This is a genomic window from Bacteroides sp. 51, assembly GCF_010500965.1.
GTDB lineage: Bacteria > Bacteroidota > Bacteroidia > Bacteroidales > Bacteroidaceae > Bacteroides.
This window is the reverse complement of the sequence record NZ_QVMI01000003.1, coordinates 212,513-237,961: the sequence shown is the minus strand read 5'-3', so window position 1 is coordinate 237,961 and position 25,449 is coordinate 212,513. Positions and strand designations below refer to the sequence as shown.

The 25,449-nt window shown below is 45.2% G+C and carries 19 protein-coding genes; 10 read left to right on the top strand and 9 right to left on the bottom strand.

The window, feature by feature from the left end:
* Nucleotides 1-11: 11 nt before the first annotated feature.
* Nucleotides 12-2,204 (bottom strand): S9 family peptidase, encoded by a 2,193-nt coding sequence (locus D0T87_RS04425; protein WP_163173168.1) that lies wholly within the window; start codon nucleotides 2,202-2,204, stop codon nucleotides 12-14.
* A 408-nt stretch (nucleotides 2,205-2,612) separates the two neighbouring features.
* Here D0T87_RS04425 and D0T87_RS04420 point away from each other — a divergent pair, with 408 nt between their 5' ends.
* Both D0T87_RS04420 and D0T87_RS04415 read left to right on the top strand, forming a co-directional pair.
* Complete coding sequence (locus D0T87_RS04420) at nucleotides 2,613-3,737, top strand: ABC transporter substrate-binding protein (protein WP_163173166.1); 1,125 nt, start codon at nucleotides 2,613-2,615, stop codon at nucleotides 3,735-3,737.
* Complete coding sequence (locus D0T87_RS04415) at nucleotides 3,734-4,723, top strand: iron ABC transporter permease (protein ID WP_163173164.1); 990 nt, start codon at nucleotides 3,734-3,736, stop codon at nucleotides 4,721-4,723. The genes D0T87_RS04420 and D0T87_RS04415 overlap by 4 nt, the downstream gene beginning before the upstream one ends.
* Nucleotides 4,724-5,035: 312 nt before the next feature.
* On the opposite strand, the gene D0T87_RS04410 is transcribed toward D0T87_RS04415, so the two are convergent.
* On the bottom strand, nucleotides 5,036-5,827 hold the full coding sequence (locus tag D0T87_RS04410) for an META domain-containing protein (protein WP_163173163.1): 792 nt from the start codon (nucleotides 5,825-5,827) through the stop codon (nucleotides 5,036-5,038).
* 170 nt (nucleotides 5,828-5,997) lie between these two features.
* On the opposite strand from D0T87_RS04410, the gene D0T87_RS04405 reads away from it, so the two are divergent.
* From D0T87_RS04405 to recA, 3 genes are all read left to right on the top strand, one after another.
* The gene (locus D0T87_RS04405; protein ID WP_163173161.1) at nucleotides 5,998-7,263 is read left to right on the top strand and encodes a hypothetical protein; all 1,266 of its coding nucleotides are present in this window, start codon (nucleotides 5,998-6,000) and stop codon (nucleotides 7,261-7,263) included.
* A gap of 309 nt (nucleotides 7,264-7,572) precedes the next feature.
* Nucleotides 7,573-8,766 carry a saccharopine dehydrogenase family protein gene (locus tag D0T87_RS04400; RefSeq protein ID WP_163173159.1) on the top strand — a complete coding sequence of 398 codons (1,194 nt, stop codon included), beginning with the start codon at nucleotides 7,573-7,575 and terminating at the stop codon, nucleotides 8,764-8,766.
* A 237-nt stretch (nucleotides 8,767-9,003) separates the two neighbouring features.
* Nucleotides 9,004-10,080 carry a recombinase RecA gene (recA, locus tag D0T87_RS04395; RefSeq protein WP_163173157.1) on the top strand — a complete coding sequence of 359 codons (1,077 nt, stop codon included), beginning with the start codon at nucleotides 9,004-9,006 and terminating at the stop codon, nucleotides 10,078-10,080.
* A gap of 177 nt (nucleotides 10,081-10,257) precedes the next feature.
* Here the strand turns inward: recA and D0T87_RS04390 are convergent, their stop codons facing one another.
* From D0T87_RS04390 to D0T87_RS04380, 3 genes are read right to left on the bottom strand one after another with little or no spacing between them, the layout of a single operon-like run.
* Nucleotides 10,258-11,019: a sugar isomerase domain-containing protein gene (locus tag D0T87_RS04390; RefSeq protein WP_163173154.1), complete on the bottom strand. Its 762-nt coding sequence runs from the start codon at nucleotides 11,017-11,019 to the stop codon at nucleotides 10,258-10,260.
* 50 nt (nucleotides 11,020-11,069) lie between these two features.
* Nucleotides 11,070-12,236 (bottom strand): sugar MFS transporter, encoded by a 1,167-nt coding sequence (locus tag D0T87_RS04385; protein ID WP_163173152.1) that lies wholly within the window; start codon nucleotides 12,234-12,236, stop codon nucleotides 11,070-11,072.
* Complete coding sequence (locus D0T87_RS04380; RefSeq protein WP_163173150.1) at nucleotides 12,229-13,191, bottom strand: ROK family protein; 963 nt, start codon at nucleotides 13,189-13,191, stop codon at nucleotides 12,229-12,231. The genes D0T87_RS04385 and D0T87_RS04380 overlap by 8 nt, the downstream gene beginning before the upstream one ends.
* 405 nt (nucleotides 13,192-13,596) lie before the next feature.
* Between D0T87_RS04380 and D0T87_RS04375 the strand changes: the two genes are divergently transcribed.
* The 3 genes from D0T87_RS04375 to nagB all read left to right on the top strand — a co-directional run bounded on the left by D0T87_RS04375 (nucleotide 13,597) and on the right by nagB (nucleotide 16,703).
* Nucleotides 13,597-14,523: a TIGR01212 family radical SAM protein gene (locus tag D0T87_RS04375; protein ID WP_163173148.1), complete on the top strand. Its 927-nt coding sequence runs from the start codon at nucleotides 13,597-13,599 to the stop codon at nucleotides 14,521-14,523.
* Nucleotides 14,524-14,578: 55 nt separating this feature from the next.
* Nucleotides 14,579-15,772: an FprA family A-type flavoprotein gene (locus D0T87_RS04370; RefSeq protein ID WP_163173146.1), complete on the top strand. Its 1,194-nt coding sequence runs from the start codon at nucleotides 14,579-14,581 to the stop codon at nucleotides 15,770-15,772.
* Between the two features lie 121 nt (nucleotides 15,773-15,893).
* The gene (nagB, locus tag D0T87_RS04365; protein WP_163173144.1) at nucleotides 15,894-16,703 is read left to right on the top strand and encodes a glucosamine-6-phosphate deaminase; all 810 of its coding nucleotides are present in this window, start codon (nucleotides 15,894-15,896) and stop codon (nucleotides 16,701-16,703) included.
* Nucleotides 16,704-16,792: 89 nt separating this feature from the next.
* Here nagB and D0T87_RS04360 read toward each other — a convergent pair whose 3' ends face one another.
* The 4 genes from D0T87_RS04360 to D0T87_RS04345 form a co-directional block, all read right to left on the bottom strand.
* Complete coding sequence (locus tag D0T87_RS04360; RefSeq protein ID WP_163173142.1) at nucleotides 16,793-17,407, bottom strand: L-threonylcarbamoyladenylate synthase; 615 nt, start codon at nucleotides 17,405-17,407, stop codon at nucleotides 16,793-16,795.
* A 68-nt stretch (nucleotides 17,408-17,475) separates the two neighbouring features.
* Entirely contained in the window at nucleotides 17,476-19,983 is a 2,508-nt protein-coding gene (locus tag D0T87_RS04355) for an AsmA family protein (protein ID WP_163173140.1), read from the bottom strand.
* A 33-nt stretch (nucleotides 19,984-20,016) separates the two neighbouring features.
* A complete protein-coding gene (locus D0T87_RS04350) occupies nucleotides 20,017-22,053 on the bottom strand; it encodes a tetratricopeptide repeat protein (RefSeq protein ID WP_163173138.1) in 2,037 nt (678 codons plus the stop codon).
* A gap of 128 nt (nucleotides 22,054-22,181) precedes the next feature.
* Complete coding sequence (locus tag D0T87_RS04345; RefSeq protein WP_163173136.1) at nucleotides 22,182-22,955, bottom strand: Cof-type HAD-IIB family hydrolase; 774 nt, start codon at nucleotides 22,953-22,955, stop codon at nucleotides 22,182-22,184.
* 107 nt (nucleotides 22,956-23,062) lie between these two features.
* Between D0T87_RS04345 and D0T87_RS04340 the strand changes: the two genes are divergently transcribed.
* Entirely contained in the window at nucleotides 23,063-24,232 is a 1,170-nt protein-coding gene (locus D0T87_RS04340) for a MalY/PatB family protein (RefSeq protein WP_163173134.1), read from the top strand.
* A 260-nt stretch (nucleotides 24,233-24,492) separates the two neighbouring features.
* On the top strand, nucleotides 24,493-25,440 hold the full coding sequence (locus tag D0T87_RS04335) for an SPFH domain-containing protein (RefSeq protein WP_163173131.1): 948 nt from the start codon (nucleotides 24,493-24,495) through the stop codon (nucleotides 25,438-25,440).
* The last annotated feature ends 9 nt before the right edge of the window (nucleotides 25,441-25,449 follow it).

Below are 25,449 nucleotides of genomic sequence, written 5' to 3'. Positions count from 1 at the left end.
ACCTCACTTAATCATAAGTAAGTAATAAAGAAGTCCGTCAACCTTGTGTACAGGTGGTAACGGGTGTTTCCTCCATATATGCCATGATCCCGGTTGGTGTAAATTTGCATTTCAAACTGTTTGTCTGCTTGTACAAGGCACTCGCTATACTCTACAACGTTTTGGTAATGTACGTTATCGTCGGCCATGCCATGAACCAGTAACAAACGGCCATTCAGATTGTTTGCCCGGGTGAAGGCTGATCCGGCTTTGTAACCTTCGGCATTTTCTTTCGGGGTACGCATGAAGCGTTCGCCGTATATGGTATCATAGTATTTCCAGTCGGTTACGGGTGCTACTGCTACTCCCGCTTTGAATACCGGGGTGCCTTCACTCATGCTCATAATCGTCATATACCCGCCATAACTCCATCCCCAGATGCCGATGCGGTTTTTGTCTACATGGGGCAGGGTGCCCAGGTATTTGGCTGTTTCTACCTGATCTTGTGATTCTTTCACTCCAAGGTTCAGATAGGTGCATTTCTTGAATTCTTCGCCGCGTCCTCCGGTTCCCCGTCCGTCTACACAAACAATGATATAGCCTTTGGTGGTCATGTATGATTCCCAGCTGGGGCCCGCCCAGTTGTCGACTACCTGTTGACTGCCCGGTCCGCTGTATTGGAACATCAATACCGGGTACTTTTTACTTGCGTTGAAGCCTGCCGGTTTCATGATCCAACCATTCAGTGTTGTTCCTTGTGTGGTATTGAAGGTAAAGAATTCTTTGGTTGGCAAACTGTATTGCGTCAGTAGTTGTTTTACCGCACTGTTGTCTATCAGGGTTTTCATTACCTTGCCGTTATTGTCGTTGATGGTGCTAACGGGAGGCGTTTGCAGGTTGGAGAAGGTGTTGATATAGTACTTCATGGTGCTGCTGAAGTGTGCATTGTTTGTACCTTTGCCTTCTGATAGTTTGGTTTTCTTTCCTTTCTTGTCTACTTTGTAGATGGCTTTGCAGAGTGGACCTTCTTCGTTGCTTTGGTAGAAGAATGTATCGCTTGCTTCATCCCATCCCAGGAAGTTGGTGACTTCCCACTTGCCTTGCGTTACTTGTTTCACGAGGTTGCCTCCCATGCTGTACCAGTATAGGTGGGCGTATCCGTCTTTTTCGCTTACGAAGCTGAAATTATCTTTGTAGAACCTGATGTTATTCAGTATTTTCTCGTCAATGTAATAAGGACTTTCGTCACGAAGTGCGAGCTTGCAGATGGTTGAACGCGGATCGGCAAAGTAAAGGTCGAGTCGGTTCTGGTAGCGGTTCATGGTGACGATGGCCAGTTTATTGGCATCTTTGGTGAACTTAATGCGTGGGATGTAGCCGTCCGGGTCGAGCGGCAGGTTCATTTTACGTGTCACCTTCGAGCGGATGTCGAATGTATGCACCGATACTTTAGAGTTCGGTTCGCCGGTTTTGGGATATTTGTAGCTGTATTCTCCGGGGTAGGTATCGAACTGGCGGATGTGTGGAGCCATTCCTGCATAGATCGGCAGGTTGAATAGCGGAACTTCCGACTCATCGAAGCGGATGTATGCCAGCATTTCGCTGTCGGCGTCAAATTCCAGTGCGCGGTTGAATTCAAATTCTTCTTCGTACACCCAGTCGGGTATGCCGTTGATGACTTCGTTGAATTTGCCGTCTTCGGTGACTTGCGATTCGCTGTTGCCGTAGAGCATTTTAATCAGGAAGATGTTATTGTCGCGTACGAAGGCGATCATTGTGCCGTCGGGCGAGAATACCGGGGCTTCTTGCGGGCCGCCGTCGGTAAGTGTTTCCAGTTTATTGTTTTTAATAGAGTAGATGTAGTGTACTGCGGTATAGGAGCGGCGGTATTTCTGTACGGTTTCTGTGCGGATGAGTATCTTTGTTTCGTCGGGTGAGAAGGTGTATCCGTCGAATGTTTTGAAGTTGCACTCTCTGGCGGTGGTTACGTCGAAGACTACGCCAACCTGTTCGCCGGTGCGGAATGAGTATTTTAGGATTTGGGTGCCTTCGTTGTTCATGCGGGTGTAGTGCTCTCCGTCGGCCATGGAAACGATGCCGCGCAGGCTTTCGGCACGGAATTTACCGTTGGTTATCTCTTTCAGGTTTAAAGGTTGTGAGCCTTGTGCCCAGCTGTTGAGGCTGAACAGACAACATAACAATAGGATACTGCTTATTTTTCTCATAACTATTTATTTACTGTAGGGGCGGTTCGCGAACCGCCCGTAAATGATTTCAACTTCTTCTTTGGGCGGTTCGCGAACCGCCCCTACAACGTATTGCTTCCGCATGGAAACCCGGGAGCAGCAAGTTGCTGCCAAATTTAATCAATTTCTTTGTTTCTCTTCCTGTTTGCTACGCTTTATTTGCTACTTTTGCGTGTGTTGATTGGTTTTGAGTGAAATGGTTTTGATTGTTTCTGGTTGGTTATACGTTATCTCAACCATCCACCCCCTGCCCCCGCCAGCGGGGGATAGGCTGCGCTACGCAGTATTTCCGCAAGGTATCCCCCGCTGGCGGGGGCAGGGGGTGGATGTTGAAGTCAGCATAGAATTCATTCCTTTCCAAACCGTTTTACTCTTTTAAATTTGTATATGAAACATATATATTCTTTAGTTTTCCTCCTATTGCTCTGTGGATGCGGAGGAAGAACCCCTTCTTCAACTCAGCTTCCCAGTGATGGAGTCGTCGAATTGTCGCACGCCCGGCAATTCTCCATTACCCATGCCGATAATTACACCGTTGTAAACGTGTTCAATCCCTGGAAGCCGGGAGATATCTACGCTACTTACTATTTGATAAAAGATAGTCTCACCGAAACGCCTGTCGATGGTAACAGGGTGTTGATTCCTGTAAAGAGCCTGATGGCCAACTCTGCTACCCACCTTGGTTTTCTCGATCTGCTCGGTGAATTGCCCGTTGTGACCGGAGTATGCAGTGCCGATTATATTTATAACCCAACGATACGGAAGGCGGTGAAAGACAAACAGGTGAAAGACCTGGGCGACGCTTTCAACCTGAATATAGAAGAACTGCTGTTGCTTCGTCCGCAGGCTGTGATGACCACTGCTTATAACGCCGACGATGCAAACAGCAAGAAGATGCGGCAAACCGGGCTGACATTAATATATAATATAGAATGGCAGGAACAGAGTTTGCTGGGACGTGCCGAATGGATCAAGTTTGTTGCCGCTTTTTTCGACAAAGGAGCTTTGGCCGATAGTATCTTCCAGGCGGTGGAACAACGGTATAACGAAGTTAAATCGCTGGCTGCTGCCGTAGATTATAAACCAACCGTTTTGTCGGGACAGGACTACCGTGGCGGTTGGTCTATGCCTGGCGGAGAGAGTTTTAATGCCCACTTGTTCAGCGATGCCGGAGGCGATTATTATTATAAGAATGATCAGACCACGGGCAGTATCTCCACTACGATAGAGGAAGCCTTGCTTCATTTCAGCAAAGTAGATGTATGGGTTAACACACAGGCATCTACGCTCGAAGAGTTAAGGAAATCGGAACCTAAATATAAACTCTTCAAAGCATATAAGGAAGGCAATGTGTACAATACCCGTAAACGCTCTAATGCATCCGGAGGAAATGATTACTGGGAAGGTGCGGTGGCGCGCCCCGATCTGCTGTTGAGCGATATGATTAAGGTATTCCATCCGGATGTATTGCCGGATTACGAATTGACTTATCTCGAAAAACTGGCTCCATGAAAAAGAAGTTCGTCTTTTTATTGGCATTGCTCCTGCTGGCTCTTGTGGCAGATATCGCCCTGGGCAGTGTCAGTCTGCCGTTGAGCGAGGTCTGGGCAGCGCTGACGGGACAAAGCCAGGATGAGGTGTACCGTGAAATCATCCTTAATCACCGGTTGCCCAAAGCGCTGACCGCCATACTGGCCGGTGCGGCGTTGTCTGTGGCGGGGGTGTTGATGCAAACACTCTTTCAAAATCCGCTGGCCGGACCCGATGTGTTGGGGGTAACCTCTGGCGCAAGTCTGGGTGTGGCCTTGCTGACGATGGGTACTTCGGCTTTGCCGCTTTGGATGCTAACGGGGTGGGGACAGGTAACGGCGGCTGTTGCCGGTGCCGTTTGCGTGCTGCTGTTGGTTATTGTGGTTTCCATAAAAGTACCGAATGCCGTTTCACTCCTGATTATCGGGATGATGTTTGGTAGCTTTGCCGGGGCGGTGGTCAGTATATTGCAGAGCGTGAGCAACCCCGATACATTGAAATTGTTTGTGACCTGGACGTTCGGCAGTCTGTCGGCAGTTGGCTGGGATTATATGCTCGTCATGGCGCCTGTGATAGGGATAGGTCTACTCATTGCTTTACTCTTGCAGAAACAGCTCAATGTTTTCCTGCTTGGGCAGAATTATGCGAGCGGGTTGGGTATTTCTGTTTCCCGGCTGCGGTTGTTTACTATTCTGGCTACTGCACTGCTGGCCGGCACATCTACTGCTTTCACCGGTCCCATTGCCTTTATCGGAATAACCATGCCGCACGTAGCGCGCGGATTGTTCCGCACTTCGAACCATCACATTATTCTGCCTGCCTCGATATTGTGTGGAGCAGTAACGATGTTGCTTTGCGACTTGATTTCCGGGTTGCCGGGAACGCAAACCACACTACCCATCAATGCGGTTACTGCACTGTTCGGTGCTCCTATTATCGTTTGGATTATTGCAAAGAAATCCCATTAAAGTTTTTCGGGAAAAAAGTGTCATATCTGACATAGCCCATCGGAAGGCCGATGGATAGAGCGTTTGGGAGGGCGGCTTATCGCGCAGAAGTAACATCCTAGTGTCACAAGTATCACGCGGTGACGCGCAACCCAGTATGCGAAGGCTGCTTTGGTAGGCTTGTAGACCGGATGCGCAAGTTTCTTAAGTATGAAAAGACCCGGGTGTAACGGCCCAAAAGACCCGGGTGTTTCCATACAAAAGACCCGGGTGTTTTAATCCAAAACACCCGGGTCTTCCGGAACTTATGCAATAACCTCCATGCATTCGCGCCTATTTCTTTTTCAACACCAGAAGCAATGCGCCGTCTTCGCCGTAAAGCCCGGCAACCTTATCGGCAGATACGTCGAAATATTTTACGGCATTGAGTGCATCCAATACCTTTCTTTCTATACTCATGTCCGGGCACGCCATCATAGTGGCGGCAACGGCAGGAAAGGACAGTGAACGTGGGTTGTTTTCTTCGGTAATAAATCCGCCGTTAATCATGTTACATCCGGCATTACCGTGAATTCTTTTTGCTTTCAGATCGAATACAATAAAAGGCTCTTTTTCCAACTTAGCAGGCAATGCTTCGTCTTTGATTTCGGTAATCTTCCATTCGCCCTCCAAAGATGTAATCAGGTCTACCGTCGTTTTAGGTTCAAGAACTATTACCGGACGTTTGTGCGCGTTCGTGAGCGCTATCTTGTCCGCCCCCGCCTTCTTATATCCTTTTACGATTTTCAATGCGTTCAACACGTTCTGCTCCATAGTCATATCGGGACACATCATGCGGGTACCGGCAATCGTACTCAGGTCGAGTTCGCCAGGTTTGGAACTCCGGTCGAATGATCCCATCATGCGGTTACACCCGCTATTTCCGTAAATTTTACCAGATACGGCATCGAAACCGATGTATGGCACATTCTGACCAGTGCCCGGAGCAACAGCCGAGCCGTTTATTTCAACAATATTCCATTCACCATTCAGTGCGCCAAGAGTGACGACCTCTTTCGAGGAACGGCAGGATGTGACAACCATCATTGCGCAAATGGCGCATAAAGAAACAACTACTTTTTTCATCTTTATATAATTTAAGCTGGTTTAAGTAACAAATAACTGCTTGGACGATTCATGCCAGCCAAGTTAAAACCTAAGCAAATATATCAATAATAATAGAAAATCTCTATTTTTGTATTCTTATAAAAACATAACGACTTTATAAAAGTTCAATATTAAAACCACTAATTTAGATGAACAGAACAAAATTTATGCTAACCGTGATCTCTATGTTTCTTGCACTAACAGTCAGTGCCCAAGGAGATTATATCGTGACAACAGCCTCTCCGAAGAGCGAAACATCTGCCGGAGATGAAGCACAATTCGTTGTGCAGAATTTCCCTTACTACACCATCTGCAACCTGCAAGCCGGGCAAAAGTTTATGCTCATGGTTGAGGATAGCTATGGAATTGTGTCTACCTTTAAATCTTCCGCCACCGGACGCGATGTGAGCAACAGCAAACTGCAACACAAAATCCTTGAGTTTCAGGGAACCGAAGAAGCGAGAAAAGAGACTTACATCGGCGAGTCGGTATCCACCCATTTTATCTTTGAAGTCGAGGGAGAAAAGTACTATCACGAAGTGAAGGGCAAATCGCTGGCAGACGTCTGCGGATCGAACCCACGGGCTGCCATACATAACCTCGTATTCCTGGGCGATGTAGACATCGCACGCGAACTCTTGATGGGCAAGACATTGTACACAAAAGTTACAAAAGCCCGCGTAGACGAAGGCGGCGCGGGAACAGGCAGCCGCGAAGTGAGTATCGCACGCAATCTGGAAGTAACCGTAACCGCCATCGGAGTAGGAACCAGAGAGTGCCCGGTTAAAATCGTATTCGAAGACCGCGATGGCAATAAATACTTCCGCAACGTAATGTTCTCAAAAACCAACGCCGGACTACAGGACTCGGAACTGACGGGCGTAAACCTCGAGAAACCTTTCGCCAATGTATTTACATTCGTTGATAAAGAAGCAATAACAACCGAAGATATACGCGCAAAATACATCAGAAGACTGGCATACCCGAAACGAACCGTTGAAGCGAAAAAAGAGAGCGGAGGCACGCAATCGCTCCTGCGCTTCACCCCACTTGTTGTCAAAGATATGACACTGGGCGCATCAACCCTGGCTACGCTGAAACTGGAAGATCAAAAAGGCACCAACTACACCGTAGATGTAAACCTAAAGTATGATATTTTTGAACGTAATGCAGATTACATCGATGATATGTTCGGCTATGGCGACCTGAGAAAACAATACCCAAGCATAACAGAAGAAAACTGGCTGCTGCTGGGCAAAGGTGAATTGAAAACCGGCATGACCAAAGACGAATGTATGCTGGCACTGGGATCGCCCATACAAATCGTAGCGAAACCCAACACACGCACCGAAACCTGGTATTACCAGGGAAGAACCGTCGAATTCGATAACGGACGCGTTGTTCGTCTGCGGTGAGGCACCGCTGCCAAGTGCCGCAAGCGGCGCTGCGCTAACAATATTCACCCCCTGCCCCCGCTAGCGAGGGACAAGCGAGGTGCTTGAGCCAGGCTTCCATGCGGCATCGTATCCCCCGCCGGCGGGGGCAGGGGGTGGATATTGTCATTGGTAGATAGACTTATGATACCGCCCCTACAGAAAAATACCTTTAATTAATCAATAGACTATTCTAAATAACCCCTTTTTTTCTTTATCTTTGCTTAGTTTATTTATAAACCCGAAGTAATTTTAATCGTAAATCGTAAATAGTCAAATTGTAAATCAAAAATGGGTAAAGTTCTTATTATTGGTGCAGGCGGTGTAGGTACTGTTGTAGCACACAAGGTGGCACAAAATGCCGATGTTTTTACTGACATAATGATTGCCAGCCGCACAAAGTCGAAGTGCGACGATATCGTGAAAGCGATAGGTAACCCAGCCATAAAAACAGCCCGGGTAGATGCTGATAATGTGGATGAACTGGTAGCGCTATTCAACGATTTTAAACCGGAGATGGTGATCAACGTAGCCCTTCCATACCAGGACCTGACCATTATGGAAGCATGTCTGCAAGCAGGTGTAAACTATCTGGATACCGCAAACTATGAGCCGAAAGATAAAGCGCACTTTGAATACAGCTGGCAATGGGCCTACCATGACAGATTCAAAGAAGCCGGCCTGACAGCCATTCTGGGTTGCGGATTCGACCCCGGAGTAAGCGGTATATTCACAGCCTACGCTGCGAAACATTATTTTGACGAAATACACTACCTGGATATCGTAGACTGCAATGCGGGAGATCACCACAAAGCATTCGCTACGAACTTCAATCCCGAAATCAATATCCGCGAAATCACTCAGAAAGGACGTTACTACGAGAACGGCGAATGGGTAGAAACCGGATCACTGGAAATTCACCAACCCATCACTTATCCCAATATCGGACCGAAAGAATCATATCTTCTCTACCACGAAGAATTGGAATCATTGGTAAAACATTACCCGACCATCAAACGCGCACGTTTCTGGATGACCTTCGGACAAGAGTACCTGACGCACTTACGCGTAATCCAAAACATCGGTATGGCACGCATTGACGAGATTGATTACAACGGACAAAAGATTGTTCCGATACAATTCCTCAAAGCGGTACTGCCTAATCCACAGGATTTGGGAGAGAACTATACCGGCGAAACATCCATCGGATGCCGCATACAGGGTATAAAAGATGGTAAAGAACGCACATATTATGTTTATAACAACTGTAGCCACGAAGCCGCATACAAAGAAACCGGTATGCAGGGAGTAAGCTACACCACCGGAGTACCAGCCATGATCGGCGCACTGATGTTCTTCAAAGGAGAGTGGAAACGCGCAGGAGTGAACAACGTAGAAGAATTCAACCCGGACCCATTCATGGAACAACTCAATAAACAAGGATTGCCCTGGCACGAAGAGTTTGATCTAAACCTTGAGGTTTAGATAGTTGAAAATTGAAAGTTGAAAGTTGAAAGTTGGCTATGCAGGCAAGGCAGCCTGAGCTTAACAGTCAACTAAATCGAAGTCTTTCAAATTGAATCAATAAATTACTAAATAACAATAAATTAATAATGCACTAATAAGTTGTAAGTTTTAAGTATGAGGTTATTTTCTGGAAAACAAGACCTATTCCGCATGGTAACTTTCAACTTTCAACTTTCAACTTTCAACTAATTAACTATGGCGAAGAAAGACGAACTGAATTTTGATGCAGACAACAAAAGCGACAAGCTGAAAGCGTTGCAGGCTGCAATGGACAAAATAGAGAAGAGTTTTGGAAAAGGCTCAATCATGAAAATGGGTGACGGTATCGTGGAACAGATTGAAGTTATTCCTTCGGGTTCAGTATCATTGGATATTGCACTCGGTGTAGGAGGATATCCACGCGGAAGAATAATCGAAATCTTCGGACCCGAATCTTCCGGTAAGACAACCCTGGCTATACACGCCATTGCCGAAGCACAAAAAGCAGGAGGTACAGCCGCATTCATTGATGCTGAACATGCTTTCGACCGTTTCTATGCTGAAAAGCTTGGCGTAAATATAGACGACCTGCTAATCTCTCAACCCGATAACGGTGAACAGGCATTGGAAATTGCCGAACAACTCATCCGCTCATCGGCCATTGATATTATCGTCATTGACTCGGTAGCAGCTTTGACTCCAAAATCGGAGATCGAAGGTGATATGGGAGAAAATAAAGTCGGTTTGCAGGCACGTTTGATGTCGCAAGCACTGCGTAAACTTACCGGAGCAGTGAGCAAAACCCGCACAACATGTATCTTTATCAATCAGTTGCGCGAGAAGATCGGTGTGATGTTTGGAAACCCCGAAACAACCACAGGGGGTAACGCCCTGAAGTTCTACGCTTCGGTACGTGTTGACATTCGTCCCTCAACCCCCATCAAAGACGGCGATGAAGTATTGGGTAAGCTAACCAAAGTGAAGGTAGTGAAGAATAAAGTTGCACCTCCATTCCGCAGAGCCGAATTTGATATCATGTTTGGCGAAGGTATCTCCAAATCAGGTGAGATCATTGATATGGGAGCCGATCTGGGTGTTATCAAGAAAAGCGGATCATGGTATAGCTATGAAGATACTAAACTGGCACAAGGTCGCGATGCTGCAAAACAAGTGATACAGGATAATCCGGAACTGGCAGAGGAACTGGAAAAACGTATCCAGGTAGCTCTTAAAGAAAATCCGAAAGGCATTGCACCTAAATCGAAGAAAGGTGCTGCGTCAAAAGAAGAATAAAAGAACTACGCAAGCGGTGTATACAAATATATAAAAGAGACCGTTTCAAGAATCCTCCCCCTACCCCCTCCAGAGGGGGATAAGCTGCGCTATATAGCGTTTCCGCAAGGTATCCCCCTCTGGAGGGGGTAGGGGGAGGATTCTTGAAACGGTCTCTTTTTGAATTCTATATCTTCCTTACAAGACCTTCACCCTCCGCTTATACTCATTAATAGCTGCATCAAGCCGTTCGCGCGCAGTAGTATCCCCCGGCACATTATGCGATGGGTGAATGTATAAATGCACCCCACGCTCTGCAAGGATTTCGGCTACCGTGGTGATGGTCATCCATACCATAGTGACGAATGCAAGTGTAGACAATGGACCTACTTTATCGAAGTGATTCTTTAGAGGCACAGAGGCATCTACCAATGGCACGCAAGAGTCTACAACGATATCTGCCAGTTCAAATAAGGTCTTACCACAGGAGTGACGGGTTTTCTTACCTACCGATTCGCCGGCCGAACCATATACGATCACTTTCATGCCTTTCTTTTTGGCCTCGAGTGCTACATCAATATTCACATTGTTGATGCCGGTATGCGAGAACAACCAGATACAATCCTTCTGATCAAAGTCGTAGTTCTTCATAATCTCTACACCATAACCTTCCGTTCTTTCGAGGAAAAGAAACTGGTGAATGCCCATCTGTCCGATAATCTGTGTAAAGAAAGTCAGCGGAAGTTCGCAAAGCGGATGAAAACCAACGAAACTACCAATGCGCGGATACATCTCTTCTACCGGGATGGTAGCGTGTCCACAACCAAAGGTATGTACCCAGCGCCCCGCTTCGATGGTATCGGCCATTGCTTCGGCTGCTTTTTTAATATTCTCCAGTTGCGAGGCTTCGATGGTATTCATGATGCCATGCGCGTTTTTTAACCATTCAAGTGCTAACATGTTTTTGAATTTAGAATTAATAATTATGGATGTATAATCTATGTATTTAATTAAATCCGCGGCGGAGTCTTGCTACGAAACGCCCAACGGAACAACACGATCATGATGACAATCGCCGTGATCATCATATACGGGAAAACCGTGATACCAAACTTCTGGGAAAGAATACCCGTCAGGTTATTGAGCAACGTGTTCCCTGTTAAAGCAATAACCATGGCTATACTGAAAGCTGTGCCGGACAGTGCGGCATATCGTTGCCCCAGTATACTAAGAATAACAGGAAAGGTAGAGGCTACTCCTGCACCAATAAGAACCATTCCCAAGGCGGCCCGCCAGAATTCGGGGGATGCCATAAGCAATAGGAATCCTACTCCTGCCATAACCAGGCTACATATAAGTACGGTACTTTCTTTTACCTTTTTGAAGATAACCACCAATAACAAGCGTGCGGCAGTTAGTCCGGCTACCATACAGGTGAGTACAAGTAAGGCTTTATCGGCAGGGATTTCGGTGGTTCGTCCCAGATATGAGGTAGTCCAGTTGTTGGTTACCCCTTCGATCCCGCTTTGGAAGAAGAGAATCAGACTGAATAATAACAGACTTTTCTCTTTTAATAACTTGATACCTTCTCTGATAGGGAAACCTTGTGGCTGTTTGGGGGCAGGGAAGCGGATAAACATACAAAAGATGATGCAAATAAGCATCAGGACTCCCGTGCCTTGCAAGATAGTCTCAAAGGAATAATGTTTGGAGAGGAATCCCATAAGTACAGGGATACCTAGCGCACCGATACCATAAAATGCTCCGAGCAGGCTAAGGCGCGCACCTTTTTCTTCATCACTGGATATATCGGCTACCAGCGCATTTGTTTCCCCGTTAAGGATGCCGCCACCCAAGCCAATACAAAGAATAGATAATTGTAATAGCGGAATATCGCTGAATAAAGCAATACCCTCTAACCCTAATAACACAACAATACAACTAAACAGCATAAGTACCTTATGTCCAAAGCGGTCGACAATCGGGCCGAAGAGCAGTGAGCCTACCAACAATCCTACAGGTAGAAAGGTCACAAGTGCCCCAGCCTGAAGATCATTCAACATGAGTTTCCCGGTAAGCGAGGGGAGTACCGCTCCCATCGTAATCATCGAAACTCCAAAGAAGGACATGCCGATACAGGCCGCCGTGAATACCAGGTTTTTATTGTAGCTACTCATACGACTGATTTTTGATGGCAAGGAAAGCCGCACCAATCAACCCCGCATTACCCGATAGCTCGGATGCGACGAACTTTACCTGTTTGATGCTTAACGGTTGTGCCCATTTGCAGGCTTCTTTATAGATGTCTTCGATAAAAACCGAAGCAGGACCAAACACACCTCCACCCCAGATAATCTTTTGCGGGTTGAGGATGCTTACAAGATTAGCTGCTGCCATCCCCCACATCTCAATGGCTTTTTGTATGGTAGTAACAGCTATGTGGTCGCCTTCGTTGTAAGCACTAAATACATCATAGGCTGTGATACGGGTGATTGGCTTTTGCCGTAACTTTCCACGGTACGATTTGTCTGCACGCACCGCATCGCGTACCCGGGCACCGATTCCATTTCCTGAGGCATAGTATTCGTAACATCCGCAGGCATCATACTCTGGTGAATAGGGGGCTTGAAGTGCCATCCAGCCTACAGCGCCTATAATATCGCTATTGCCATGCAGCACATGTCCGTCGATAATGATACCTGCTCCGATACCTGTACCGACAGCCATGAAAATAGCACTGTGACAGTCTTTTGCTGCACCTTGCCACATCTCGCCGTACATATAACAGGTACGGTCACTGTCAATGTATATCTGTATACGGGGATCGGAAACACAAGTTTGCAGAACCTCTTTCAGCGGATAGTTTTCCCAACCGGGTATGTTGGGGGCCCATACCCGGCCTGTCTGGGAGTAAACTATGCCCGGAACGCAAATCCCTATACTGTCGATGGGGATCAGGCTCCTGCGGGCGGTGGTTAGGAGTTTGGATAGGATTTCTGCGGCAAGCTTGCCAACATCGTGTCCGGTTCTTCCTTTCAGAAGTCTCTTCCGGTTGAACAGCATACTGCCATCGGGCATGAAAACTGCACTGGCAATTTTTGTTCCACCTATATCTAATGCAATTGTTGCCATAGTGGGGGAGTATTGAGTTATTAAGGTCTTGATACAAATCTAGTGATTTATCTGGGTTAACGGATAGATTAATAGAAGAAAATATACTTAAATAAAGTGTTTGATCATAAAAATGTGTTTAATACATTGGGGCTTTAGTATTAATGCTTGAAACTGTATACACCATTATTAGGGGGATTAGTAAAAGGGCGTAATTTTATAAGCTTTCTTGTTTTTATGTTCGTTAACAGTTTGTTGAACCGCAGAGTTTCGCAGATTAGTGCAGAGCTTTTATTCCTTATTTATTTCTCTGCGTTAATCTGCGAAACTCTGCGGTTTAACAATTTTAATAAAGAAACACTCAATTTCAAAGCTAAACAGTATTTCAATTCTGTATCTTTGGAGCCTGAAAGAAAATAGATATCTATGGACACTCCATTTTTATATACCGATTTCTCCACTTTCCTGCGGAAATACTTTCCGGAGAAAGTGCAGAAAATATCATTGAATGCCGGCTTTACTTGTCCTAATCGTGATGGTGTAAAAGGACAAGGAGGATGTACCTATTGTAATAACCAGACATTTAATCCGGAATATTGCAAAACGGAGAAGTCTATTACCCAACAGTTGGAAGAAGGGAAGCTGTTCTTCGCTCATAAGTATCCCCAAATGAAATATCTGGCCTATTTTCAGGCATATACCAATACCTATGGTGAGTTGGACGAGTTGAAGCGGAAGTATGAAGAGGCATTACAAGTAGATGGGGTAGTAGGGTTGGTTATCGGTACCCGTCCGGATTGTATGCCCGATAACCTGTTGAACTTTCTGGAAGAACTGAATAAAACGCATTTCCTGCTTGTAGAGTATGGTATTGAAAGCACCAACGATATTACCCTTAAACGTATAAACAGGGGGCATACCTATGCGAATACCGTTGATGCGGTAGAACGTACCGCCGCCCGCGGAATTCTTTCAGGTGGTCATGTCATATTAGGACTCCCGGGAGAGACGCACGATGAACTTGTTGTACAAGCCGGAGAACTATCTAAGCTACCTTTGTCAACCTTAAAAATGCACCAATTGCAGTTAATTCGCGGAACACGCATGGCAAGGGAGTACGAATTATGTCCACAGGATTTTCATTTATTTGAAGTCGATGAATATATTGACCTCGTGGTTGATTATATCCGGCATCTGCGTCCGGATATCGTGTTGGAACGCTTTGTCTCCCAATCTCCTAAAGAACTTTTGATTGCTCCCGATTGGGGGCTGAAGAACTATGAGTTTACTGCAAAGGTTCAGAAAAGGATGAAGGAATTGGGCGCTTATCAGGGGAAATCCTACCGGGATTGAGAAATAATGCCTATTTTTGTGGCGGCTTTAATTTATTCCAACTTAATAAAGAATTATGAAAGATAAAACGAGAGTAAAAGGGAGCATTCATTATGTAGGGGTTAACGACCGTCAGAAACATCTTTTTGAGAATCTTTGGCCATTGCCTAATGGCGTTTCTTACAATGCCTATCTCATAGACGATGAGAAAGTAGCCTTGGTGGATACTGTTGATGTTTGTTATTTTGAAGTGTTTCTCCGTAAAATAAAAAAGATTATTGGTGAACGCCCAATAGACTATCTGATCATTAATCATATGGAGCCTGATCATTCCGGCTCAATCCGCCTGATCAAACATTATTATCCTAACATCACAATTGTGGGTAACCGGCAGACTTTCGGCATGGTTGAAGGTTTTTACGGAGTGACCGATCTGCAACATCAGGTGAAAGATGGCGATACCCTTAACTTGGGTAAGAATCAACTGACCTTCCATCTGACTCCGATGGTGCACTGGCCCGAAACCATGATGACCTATTGTGAAACAGAACAAGTGCTCTTCTCGGGTGATGCCTTCGGATGCTTTGGTGCATTAGGTGGTGGCTTTATTGATGAGAAAATCAATACAGACATTTATTGGGAGGAAATGGTACGCTATTATTCTAATATCGTAGGCAAATACGGATCGCCTGTACAGAAAGCACTGGAGAAACTGAGTGGTTTGCCGGTTTCTGCCATCTGTTCTACGCATGGTCCGGTTTGGACGGGCGATAATATCGAACGGGTAATCAGCATTTATGATAAACTGAGTCTTTATGATGGAGACGAAGGTGTAGTTGTGATTTACGGTAGCATGTATGGCAATACGGAACAGATGGCGGAGGCGATTGCAGCCGAACTATCTGCCCAAGGTGTAAAGAATGTCATCATGCACAATACCAGCAAGAGTCATGCTTCATATATTCTGGCCGATATATTCAAATATAAAGGAATCATCGTAGGTTGTACTACTTACAATGGACAATTATATCCTGAGGTGGAAGCCATCTTATCCAAAATATCGGGTAGAGATATGAAGAACCGCTATTTCGGTTACTTCGGATCATTCTGCTGGGCAGGTGCAGCCGTAAAAAAGATCGCGGAATTTGCAGAAAAGAGCAAGTTCGAGATCGTAGGCGAGCCAGTGGAAATGAAGCAAGCTATGAAAGAAGATACATATGCGCAGTGCGAAGCACTTGCACAAGCTATGGCAGAGAAAATGATCAAGTAGCTAGAAGTTAGAAGTCAGTAGTCAGGTCAATGGTGCAATGCAACATAGAAAATATACAACCTGACTACTAACTTCTAGCTACTTACTACTAAATAAACAACCCCCTTAAAACTTAAAACGTATGAGACTTATTATTCAGCCGGATTATCAGACGATATCTAAATGGGCAGCTAATTATGTAGCAGCAAAAATCAACAAGGCTCAACCTAGCCCTGAAAAGCCTTTTGTATTGGGCTTGCCTACAGGTTCTTCTCCATTAGGCATGTATATGGAGCTGATCGAACTTAACAAAAAAGGCAAAGTGTCTTTTGCTAATGTGGTAACATTCAACATGGACGAATATGTTGGCCTGCCACAATCGCATCCGGAAAGTTATTACTCTTTCATGTGGAATAACTTCTTTAATCATGTAGATGTTAAACGGGAAAACGTAAATATCCTTAATGGTTGTGCCGAAGACCTTGATGCAGAATGTGCGCGCTATGAGGCATTGATCAAATCATATGGTGGAATCGACCTTTTCCTGGGCGGTATCGGTCCGGACGGACATATTGCTTTCAATGAACCGGGTTCATCCTTAACTTCCCGTACTCGTTTGAAGACGTTAACTACCGATACGATTATCGCTAATTCCCGTTTCTTCGATAATGATATCAATAAAGTTCCTAAAACAGCGCTTACCGTAGGTGTGGGAACGGTACTATCAGCAAAAGAGGTATTGATTATTGTAAACGGACATAATAAGGCCCGTGCTTTGTATCACGCAGTAGAAGGTTCAATCAATCAGATGTGGACAATCAGTGCGTTGCAGTTGCACGAAAAAGGAATCATTGTTTGTGATGATGCGGCTACTTATGAATTGAAAGTAGGTACATATCGTTATTTTAAAGATATTGAAGCTGCTAATCTGGATCCGGAAACGCTGCTGTAATTTACCATTTACTATTTACAATTTACCATTTAAGTATGTCTGTATACCTGCATAGTAAATGGTAGATTGTAAATGGTAAATAGTAAATCTCATCGTTCTTCCAGCCAACCCGCTCCTTGACGAACAATCTCCGGTTCGTCTCCGGTACAGTTTACAATGGTGGATAGTTCAACACCACCGATACCACCATCAATAACAAGATCAACTTGATCACCAAATTTCTCGTCGATAAGTTCGGGGGTGGTGATGTATTCAATGTCGTCGCTCTCATCGTGAGGGAGCGAAGTGGTCATAAACGGTGCATCCAACAGTGTGGCTATTTCACAGATGATGGTATTGTCCGGCATGCGGACCCCTACCTCTTTACGGTTCTTAAATATCTTAGGCAACCGGTGGTTTGTATTCAGAATGAAAGTGAAGGGACCAGGCAGGTTACGTTTCAATAGCTTGAACGTTTCATTATCTACTTTGGCATACTCGCTAACCATGCTCAGGTTGGAGCAAATAATAGACAGATTGTTCTTACGCGGATCAATATCTTTGATCTTGCATATACGTTCAATGGCGCGCTCTTTCAATCCATGACAACCGATGGCATAGACCGTATCGGTGGGATAGATAATTAACCCACCGTCATTCAGAATATCTACAATCTCTTGTAGCGTCTGTGGGTTGTTGTTCTTCTGGTATAGTTTGACTAACATAATTCTTTAAGTTGAAAATTGAAAGTTAAATATATCCGCATGGAAGCTTGGGTGCAGCGCCTCGCTGTTCATTTTAATTTCTTCTTTAAGAAATCCAAAGCCTTTTCAGTAGCTTTTTCTTTAACTTGTTTTTCCAGTTCCTCTTTGTTCACGGTTCCTGTAGAGTCTGAACCCAGTCCCAGCTTTTCGCCCAGTTTCTCCAGCGCCTGGTCTTTGACTACATCTACAGCCTGTTTAGCCATACTTTCCATATCAATCGAGACTTTAGGAGAAGAGAATGAACCTCCGATTTTCAGATCGACAGTGGTGTATTTTCCTATGCCGGTTGATGCTGGTAGGTTGATCTTCCCGGTATATGCAATGGTTTGATCCAGTCCGGTGGTGCCTGAAAGGTTGAGGTTGTAGTCTTTCCACTTGATGTCGAAAGGTTTGGTCGCTACCCGTCCATCCTTGATGGTGAAGTCGATGGTCATATCTTTCACCGTGATGTTTTTCAGATCAGGTTTTCCTGCGGCATCGGCAATCTGGTTGAGAACATCCACATCGCTAAGGCTTAAATCTTTGGTCGATAAGCTACCGTTACCCTGCATAGTGGGGAGTACCGGACTCATCTGGCCATCCAGATCAGTCTGTACATTGATGCTTCCGGAGAAGTTTCCTTTCAGATTCTCGAAAATAGGTGCCATCTGACGTACCATATTTAAGTCTTTGTATGCTTGTGCAAAGCTGACTCCTGTCATTTTGAATCCGGCATTCAACTCCGGTTTCTTAATATTGGCTGTTGAGTAATAACCATTCATTACAACGCTGCCACCCATGGTATTCATCGAAAGATTGCGCATATCCGCTTTACCGCCATTGATCATAAGATTGCCGCTGATGTTATTGAAAGACATATTATCCATCAGCACTTCTTTCATATTGGCAGTCATCGTGAAGTTGATGTTTTGAGGTATTTCAACTATACCTGTGGCCGTGGTATCTACTGCTGCGGTTGCTGTACTATCTTCTGCACCGCCCATAAAATCATTCAGGTTGAAATGGTTGGAGCGGATATTCAGGTTACCTTTCAGCGTTTTGCCTTGCAAGGCATATGCCATATAATTTTCGAAACGACTGTCGGCGGTGATATCGTTTTTACCGATATTGACGGTTGTTTCGCTTAATTGCAGGTATTGTGGTGTGAAAGTCAATAGAGATTTAAGTATGGTGATATCCGGCATGTCTTTCATTTGCAGTCTCATATCCGATAGCCTGACTGTTCCCGAAGCCTGGAATTTGTCGTATTGTTCTTTTTCTACATACGACATGCGGCCGGCAACCGATAGGTTGGCATCTACCACACCATTCAGGTCCATGTCTTCCAATGGATATACTTCCTTAACTTTGCCCAGGTTGAGTATACCTTGTGCTTGCGCCTTAAAGTCGGCATCGCTAACCGGTGTTTTGATCTCGGCCGTTAATCCGAAAGTATTGCCTGCCATGCGGAAATTGAACGGGCTGATGGCGATTTCGGTTAAATCGGCACTACCTCCCGGGTTCTTAACATTGGCATGGATATTGATCTGATCCACACCTGCCGGCAAAGAAGGATAACGGAACATGGCATTCTTTACATCCAGTACCGCCTCGAATTGCGGAAGTGTATCGCCCTGCATAATTCCTTTGGCATGGGCACTCAGTGTGGCCGTACCGTCTGTTTTCAGGCTGCTGAATTCTTTGGCATAGATGGCGGGAATGAGCGACAGGATTTCTTTGAAGCCCACTTCGCTGGTCACCAGACTGAGATCCATTTCCATAGCAGGGTCTTTAAGTGCCACCCATCCGTCTACGCCTGCTTTAATAGCATTGAGACGGAACTCATTCTTCTCCAGTGTATATTTATTGTTTGCCAGGTCGGCATCAATATCCATCTTGGCGTAGATGTTGGCTTTGCTCAGGAATGGTATGTTGTCCATTTTGTAGGTAAGCGATTCAATATCTGTTTCCAGCTTTAAGGTGGTTTGGTCGCTGCCTAAGTCGCCCGAACAAGTTGCCTTCAGGTTTTGGATGTCGGCATACATATTGGCCTGGCGATCGTCATAGATCACATTCAGGTTGTTTATGACGAGGCTTTTGAGTTGAATCTTGAAAGGGGAAGATGCAGTGTCTTCTGTACTTTCAGTTTCTACGGCAGTGGAATCGCTCTTCATAACATCCCAGTTTACTTTTCCGTCGGGCAGGACAATGGCTTTAGCCCACACATCTTTGAGAGAAATCCTGGAAATGTCGTAGCTGTCGCCAAACAGCGAGAATAGATCGACCGTAGCGGCTACTTCGCCGGCACGCAGAAGAGTGTCATTCTCAAATTCTTCAATACCTTTCAGCCAGAAGTCGTCGAGTACGATAGAAGCTTTGGGGAAATTCTTGAATAGACTGATGTTGAGGGTTTTGAAATCAAATTGTGCATTGAGCATCTTGTTCCCTTCTGTTTTTACGAGGCTTTCAATCTTTCCACGGAAAGCGAAAGGGAGAACAATCATAAGTACAAGGATTACTCCGAGTGCAATTGCTGTAATTTTCAGACCTTTTTTCATAATGCTTTAATTATAGTTTTATTTTGGTGCGGATTAGTCAATATGAGAGTTTGGAGGAGGCATCTTGCCGCTCTTTTTTTTCTTTTTCAATATCTCTGCCAGACGCCACTGTACACCCGCCAGGTCCTCACGGCCGGAGCGAAGCAGGGCATCACCAAATTGTTCGTGTGCCCCTGCATGGTCGGGTTTCAGGGTGGTAGCCTTATCAAAGTCTGCTATGGCTCCATCTATATTATTGGTGTTGAGGCGTAGCTTTCCCCGGTTATATATCGCTTTAAATTCTACGGGATTGATTTGTATAGCGGTGTTGAAGCAATTTTCCGCCTCTTCGAAGTCACCATTATTAAATAAGGTGACTCCCTTGCGTACCCAGGCATCCGTCATTTCCGGATAAAGTTCCAGAGCCTTATCGTAATTTGCTATCGCTGCCCGTACATCATGTGCATGGGTGATTGCTTCATTTCCCATTTGGTAATATTCGCGGGCATACTTCTGAAGATTCTTCTTCTGTTCGGTCATCCGCTCTTTTAAATGAACGTTCTCGGCCTTCAGTTTGTTGATGATTCCCAGCTTTTTACGGATGAGCCTTTTGATATTAGGTTTCTCAATGTCATAGCGCGAATGGATGGCGATGAAGAAATGTTCCAGGAATGCATCGAAGTCTCCCTCATCGAATGCCCGGGTGGCTTCTGCGTATTGTACATCGGCTTGTGCTTGTTTTAGCGCTTTGTCTATGGCCTGGCGGTTATTGAAGCGTTCGGCAAAGTTCACAATCTCCGGGCGGACGAAGATGTCGCCCCGGCTGATGGGCTTTTTCAACTGGATACCTTCGAGTGATGTACACCGGCTTAATGCCACATAAGCCTGTCCGCCGGCAAATACGCCACCGGTAAAGTCGATGATCACCTGACTGAATGTAAGTCCCTGACTTTTGTGAATCGTAATGGCCCAAGCCAGACGGATGGGGTACTGAACAAATACGCCAAGCTCTTCCTCTTCTATTTCTTTTTTCTTCTCGTTGTATTTATAGCGTATATTCCGCCAGGAATCCTTCTTTACATCGAACTCCTGTCCCTGGTCGGTGACTACGTATATTGTGCCCTCTTCGTCAATGCCGCTCACTACGCCTATGGTTCCGTTTACCCATCGCCTGTCGTAGTCGTTCTTAATGAAAATGATCTGTGCACCGGTTTTGAGTACCAGGTCTTTGGGTGTTGGGAGACTGTTCTCTGGAAATTCACCGGTGATTTCGCCTTCAAACACGACCGGTTCGCCGGGCAGCTCTTCCAGTTTCTTATCATTGATGAAATCTACCGTATCTCTGCGAGTGGCCAGTGTGATGTACATATCCTCCTCGGACTCCTTGATGGACGTGTTGTACCGGGTGTTGAGGAGTTGCAGATCGGGTGCTCCGGCTGTGTTATTGCGTATCCGGTCGAGGATACTAACAAATACTTTATCTGTTTGACGGTACACCTTGCATAGTTCGATAGACACAAGGTCGATTTCGGCAAATACCCGGGCAGAGAAGAAATAAGGGGTAGGGTAGAAGCGGGTGATAATCTCCCGTTCATCGTTTTTAATTACGGGTTCCAACTGGAATACATCACCTACCAACAAGATTTGTTTCCCTCCGAATGGTTGGCGAAGATTACGTGAATAGACACGTAGAATACGGTCGATGGCGTCAATCGTATCGGCGCGTACCATCGAAATCTCATCAATAATAATCAGTTCGGTTTGCTCTATCAGTTTGCGGTGCTGTTTGTTGTACCGTAGAAAATCGTGTATCCTTCCCCGTTGTAAACTCAGGTTAGGATCGTCCGGCAATAGCGGATGAAAAGGAAGTTTAAAGAAACTGTGCATCGTGCTGCCGCCGGCATTAATGGCGGCAATCCCCGTAGGGGCGAGCACAACGTGTTTCTTTTTGGTGTTCTGGCAGATGTATTTTAAGAATGTGGATTTCCCCGTACCTGCTTTCCCGGTTAAGAAAACAGATTGTCTGGTGTACTGGATCAGGCTCAATGCGTCCTGAAACTCTTTGTTCTGGGTGTCTATAGTAAAATCCACGGAGTGCTTGATTAATCAGCACAAAGATAATATTCTATTTAGGTTTAAACACAGATTAACGCGGATTAACGCAGATATTACAATGAAAAAGATGTAATAAACCTGCTTTAATCCGCGTTAATCTGTCTTTAAATTACTTCGAAATGCTCCAATGCTTTCAGAATTCCGTCATTATCCACCGTGTCGGTGACGTAATCTGCTACTTGTTTCACATTCTCTTTGGCATTGCCCATAGCCACCCCAATGGCAGCATGTTTCAGCATGGAGATGTCGTTGCCGCCATCACCGAATGCCATTGTTTCTTCGAGTGCTATGTCGAAATGTTTGATGATCTCGTCTATCCCCCTGTTCTTGCCATTGCCTTTGGCTACGATATCTGTGAATGATGGGTTCCAACGTCCCGACTCACAGTGAGGGAGCAGTGTAAGCCACTCTTTTTCCTGTGCAGGAGTGATAAACGGAGATATCTGGAAGATTTCCATGTTCGGAACATCATCTATTTTTATCTCGGGCAGGGTGGGGATGTTTAATGTTGTTGAAAATTCGTCCGACATCCAGCCCGGATTGCAAATGCCCATCTTCTTCTCCTGTACAAAGATGCAGGATATCGATTTCTTTTTTACCAGATTGACAATTGTTTCTACATCTCCGGCAGGAATACTGCTTTTGTATATAATTTCGTCGGTTCCGGCGAAACAATATGCACCATTCATGGTGATATATCCGTCGAATTCCAGTTTACCCAGATTGTTTATAATGGCTTTGGAGCGTCCTGTCGAGATGAAAACCTTAATACCTTTTTCCTTTGCTTTAATAATACTTTCAATTGTTGACTGTGGTATACTGTGCGTTTTAAAGCTTACCAGTGTGCCGTCGATGTCAAAAAACAATGCTTTAATCATATTGCTTACTATTGTTTTGCGGGACAAAGGTACTAATAAAAAACTGGGAATAAACAATATCAAAATAAAGAATGTTACATTTGTAATAAGATTAAAAATGCTGTGTTATGAAATACAACTTTGACGAGATCATTGATCGCCGGGGAACCGACGCTGTGAAGATAGATGCAATGAAAAACATTTGGGGTAAAACGGATATGATTCCTCTTTGGGTGGCCGATATGGACTTCCGTACTCCGCTTTTTGTTATTGATGCCTTGCGTGAACGGTTGAATCATGAGATATTAGGCTATCCTGTGAAGCCGCAAAGCTGGTATACTTCTATCATTCGTTGGTTAGAGAGTCGCCACGGATGGAAAGTGTCGGCCAGCGAGTTGACTTTTACACCTGGTGTTGTAGCCGGACTGGCTACGATACTCCATAGCTTTACCAAGAAAGGCGATAAAGTGATGGTTCAGCCTCCGGTTTATCATCCGTTCTTTCTGCTGACGGAACATAATCACCGGAAAGTGGTTTACAATCCGTTGATTTTGGAAGATGGACAATATCGTATGGATATGGAGCGCTTCAAAGAGGATATTAAAGGGTGCAAACTCTTTATCTTATGCAATCCCCATAATCCGGGTGGCCGCGTGTGGGATAAGGATGAGCTCGTTGAAGTAGCCCGCATTTGCCATGAAAACGGAACGATTGTCGTATCCGATGAGATTCATGCGGATCTGACCTTGCCTCCTTTTCAGCACCATTCGTTTGCTACGGTGAGCGAGGAGGCGGAGAATAACTCTATCATCCTGATGTCGCCCAGTAAGGCATTTAATATGCCGGGGCTGTTTAGTGCCTATTGTATTATCAAAAATAAGAATCTGCATGCAAAGCTTCAGGAGCATGTAAGGGCTAACGAGTCGGATCAGGGACATGTGTTTGCTTATATCGGCGTGGCGGCAGCGTATAGTAACGGTACAGAGTGGCTGGATCAGATGCTTGCCTACGTGCAAGGCAATATTGATTATACAGATGATTTCTTTAAGCGACATATGCCGTTGATTAAAGTTATTCGTCCCCAGGCGTCCTATCTGGTGTTTTTGGATTGCCGTGAGTTGGGACTGCCGCAGGATGAACTCGTGCGTTTATTTGTTGATGGTGCGCATCTGGCTCTGAACGATGGTGCCATGTTCGGAAAAGAAGGCGCCGGATTTATGCGTCTCAATGTCGGTACCCCACGCGCTGTGTTGAGACAGGCATTTCTGCAATTGCATACTGCATATAACTTGTTATAAGACGTTTCCTTCTTTGCGTGTTTACTCTCAAGCGCTTGAGAATTTTTTATCAAGCCTTTGAGAACAAACACTCAAGCGCTTGAGAATAAATTCTCATCGGCTTGAGAAGAACCGGACTGTGCAGTGTAGGTAATATCAGTGTTGCTTCTTCTACAATAATACACCCCTCTGGAAAAAATAATCTATCCGTTTGCTTGCTTTTCTAAAAGAACTATGATATATTTGTGATATCAAAATGATATCACTTAAATACTCGCTTTATGGAAACAAAAGAATTAACTTTTAATGGATTTAAGATGAATGGATTTGCAATGCTTTTCATTCTTATCTTATTGTTAGCTGCTAGCGTTGTCTGTTTCTGGGCAATAAAGTTTATTGGAGGATGGGGCATCGCACTTGGAATGACCCTTGTTCTGCTCTTCTGCTGCCTGACTCCCGGTTTTATGACCGTAGAACCCAATGAAGCCCGTGCTATGGTATTCTTCGGGAAATACAAAGGAACATTCAAGGATACCGGATTCTTCTTTGTAAATCCTTTCCTGAATAAAAAGAAACTTTCGCTTCGTGCGCGTAATCTCGATGTAGAACCGATCAAGGTGAATGATAAAATCGGTAATCCGATCCTGATTGGTTTGGTATTGGTGTGGAAACTCAAAGATACCTATAAAGCCATGTTTGAAATTGATGCTCAGACTATGGCGGCAAGTACCAACCCTGCTACCGGCGGACAATCTGTAGCCGGACGTATGACGGCTTTCGAGAACTTCGTGAAGATTCAGAGCGATGCTGCGCTTCGTCAGGTGGCCGGTCAGTATGCTTATGATGACAACGAAGGTTGCGTAAATGAATTGACCCTACGCTCCGGCGGTGAGGAAATCAATGACGAACTGGAACGCAAACTGAACGAACGTCTGGCTATGGCAGGGATGGAAGTGGTTGAGGCCCGTATTAATTATCTGGCTTATGCACCCGAAATTGCTGCGGTAATGCTTCGTCGTCAGCAAGCATCGGCCATTATTACTGCCCGTGAAAAGATCGTTGAAGGTGCTGTATCCATGGTGAAGATGGCGCTTCACAAACTGTCGGAAGAAGAAATCGTAGAATTGGACGAAGAAAAGAAGGCAGCTATGGTTAGCAATCTGCTGGTTGTATTGTGTGCCGATGAATCTGCGCAGCCGGTAATTAACACAGGTACTCTACATCATTAAGCCGCAACC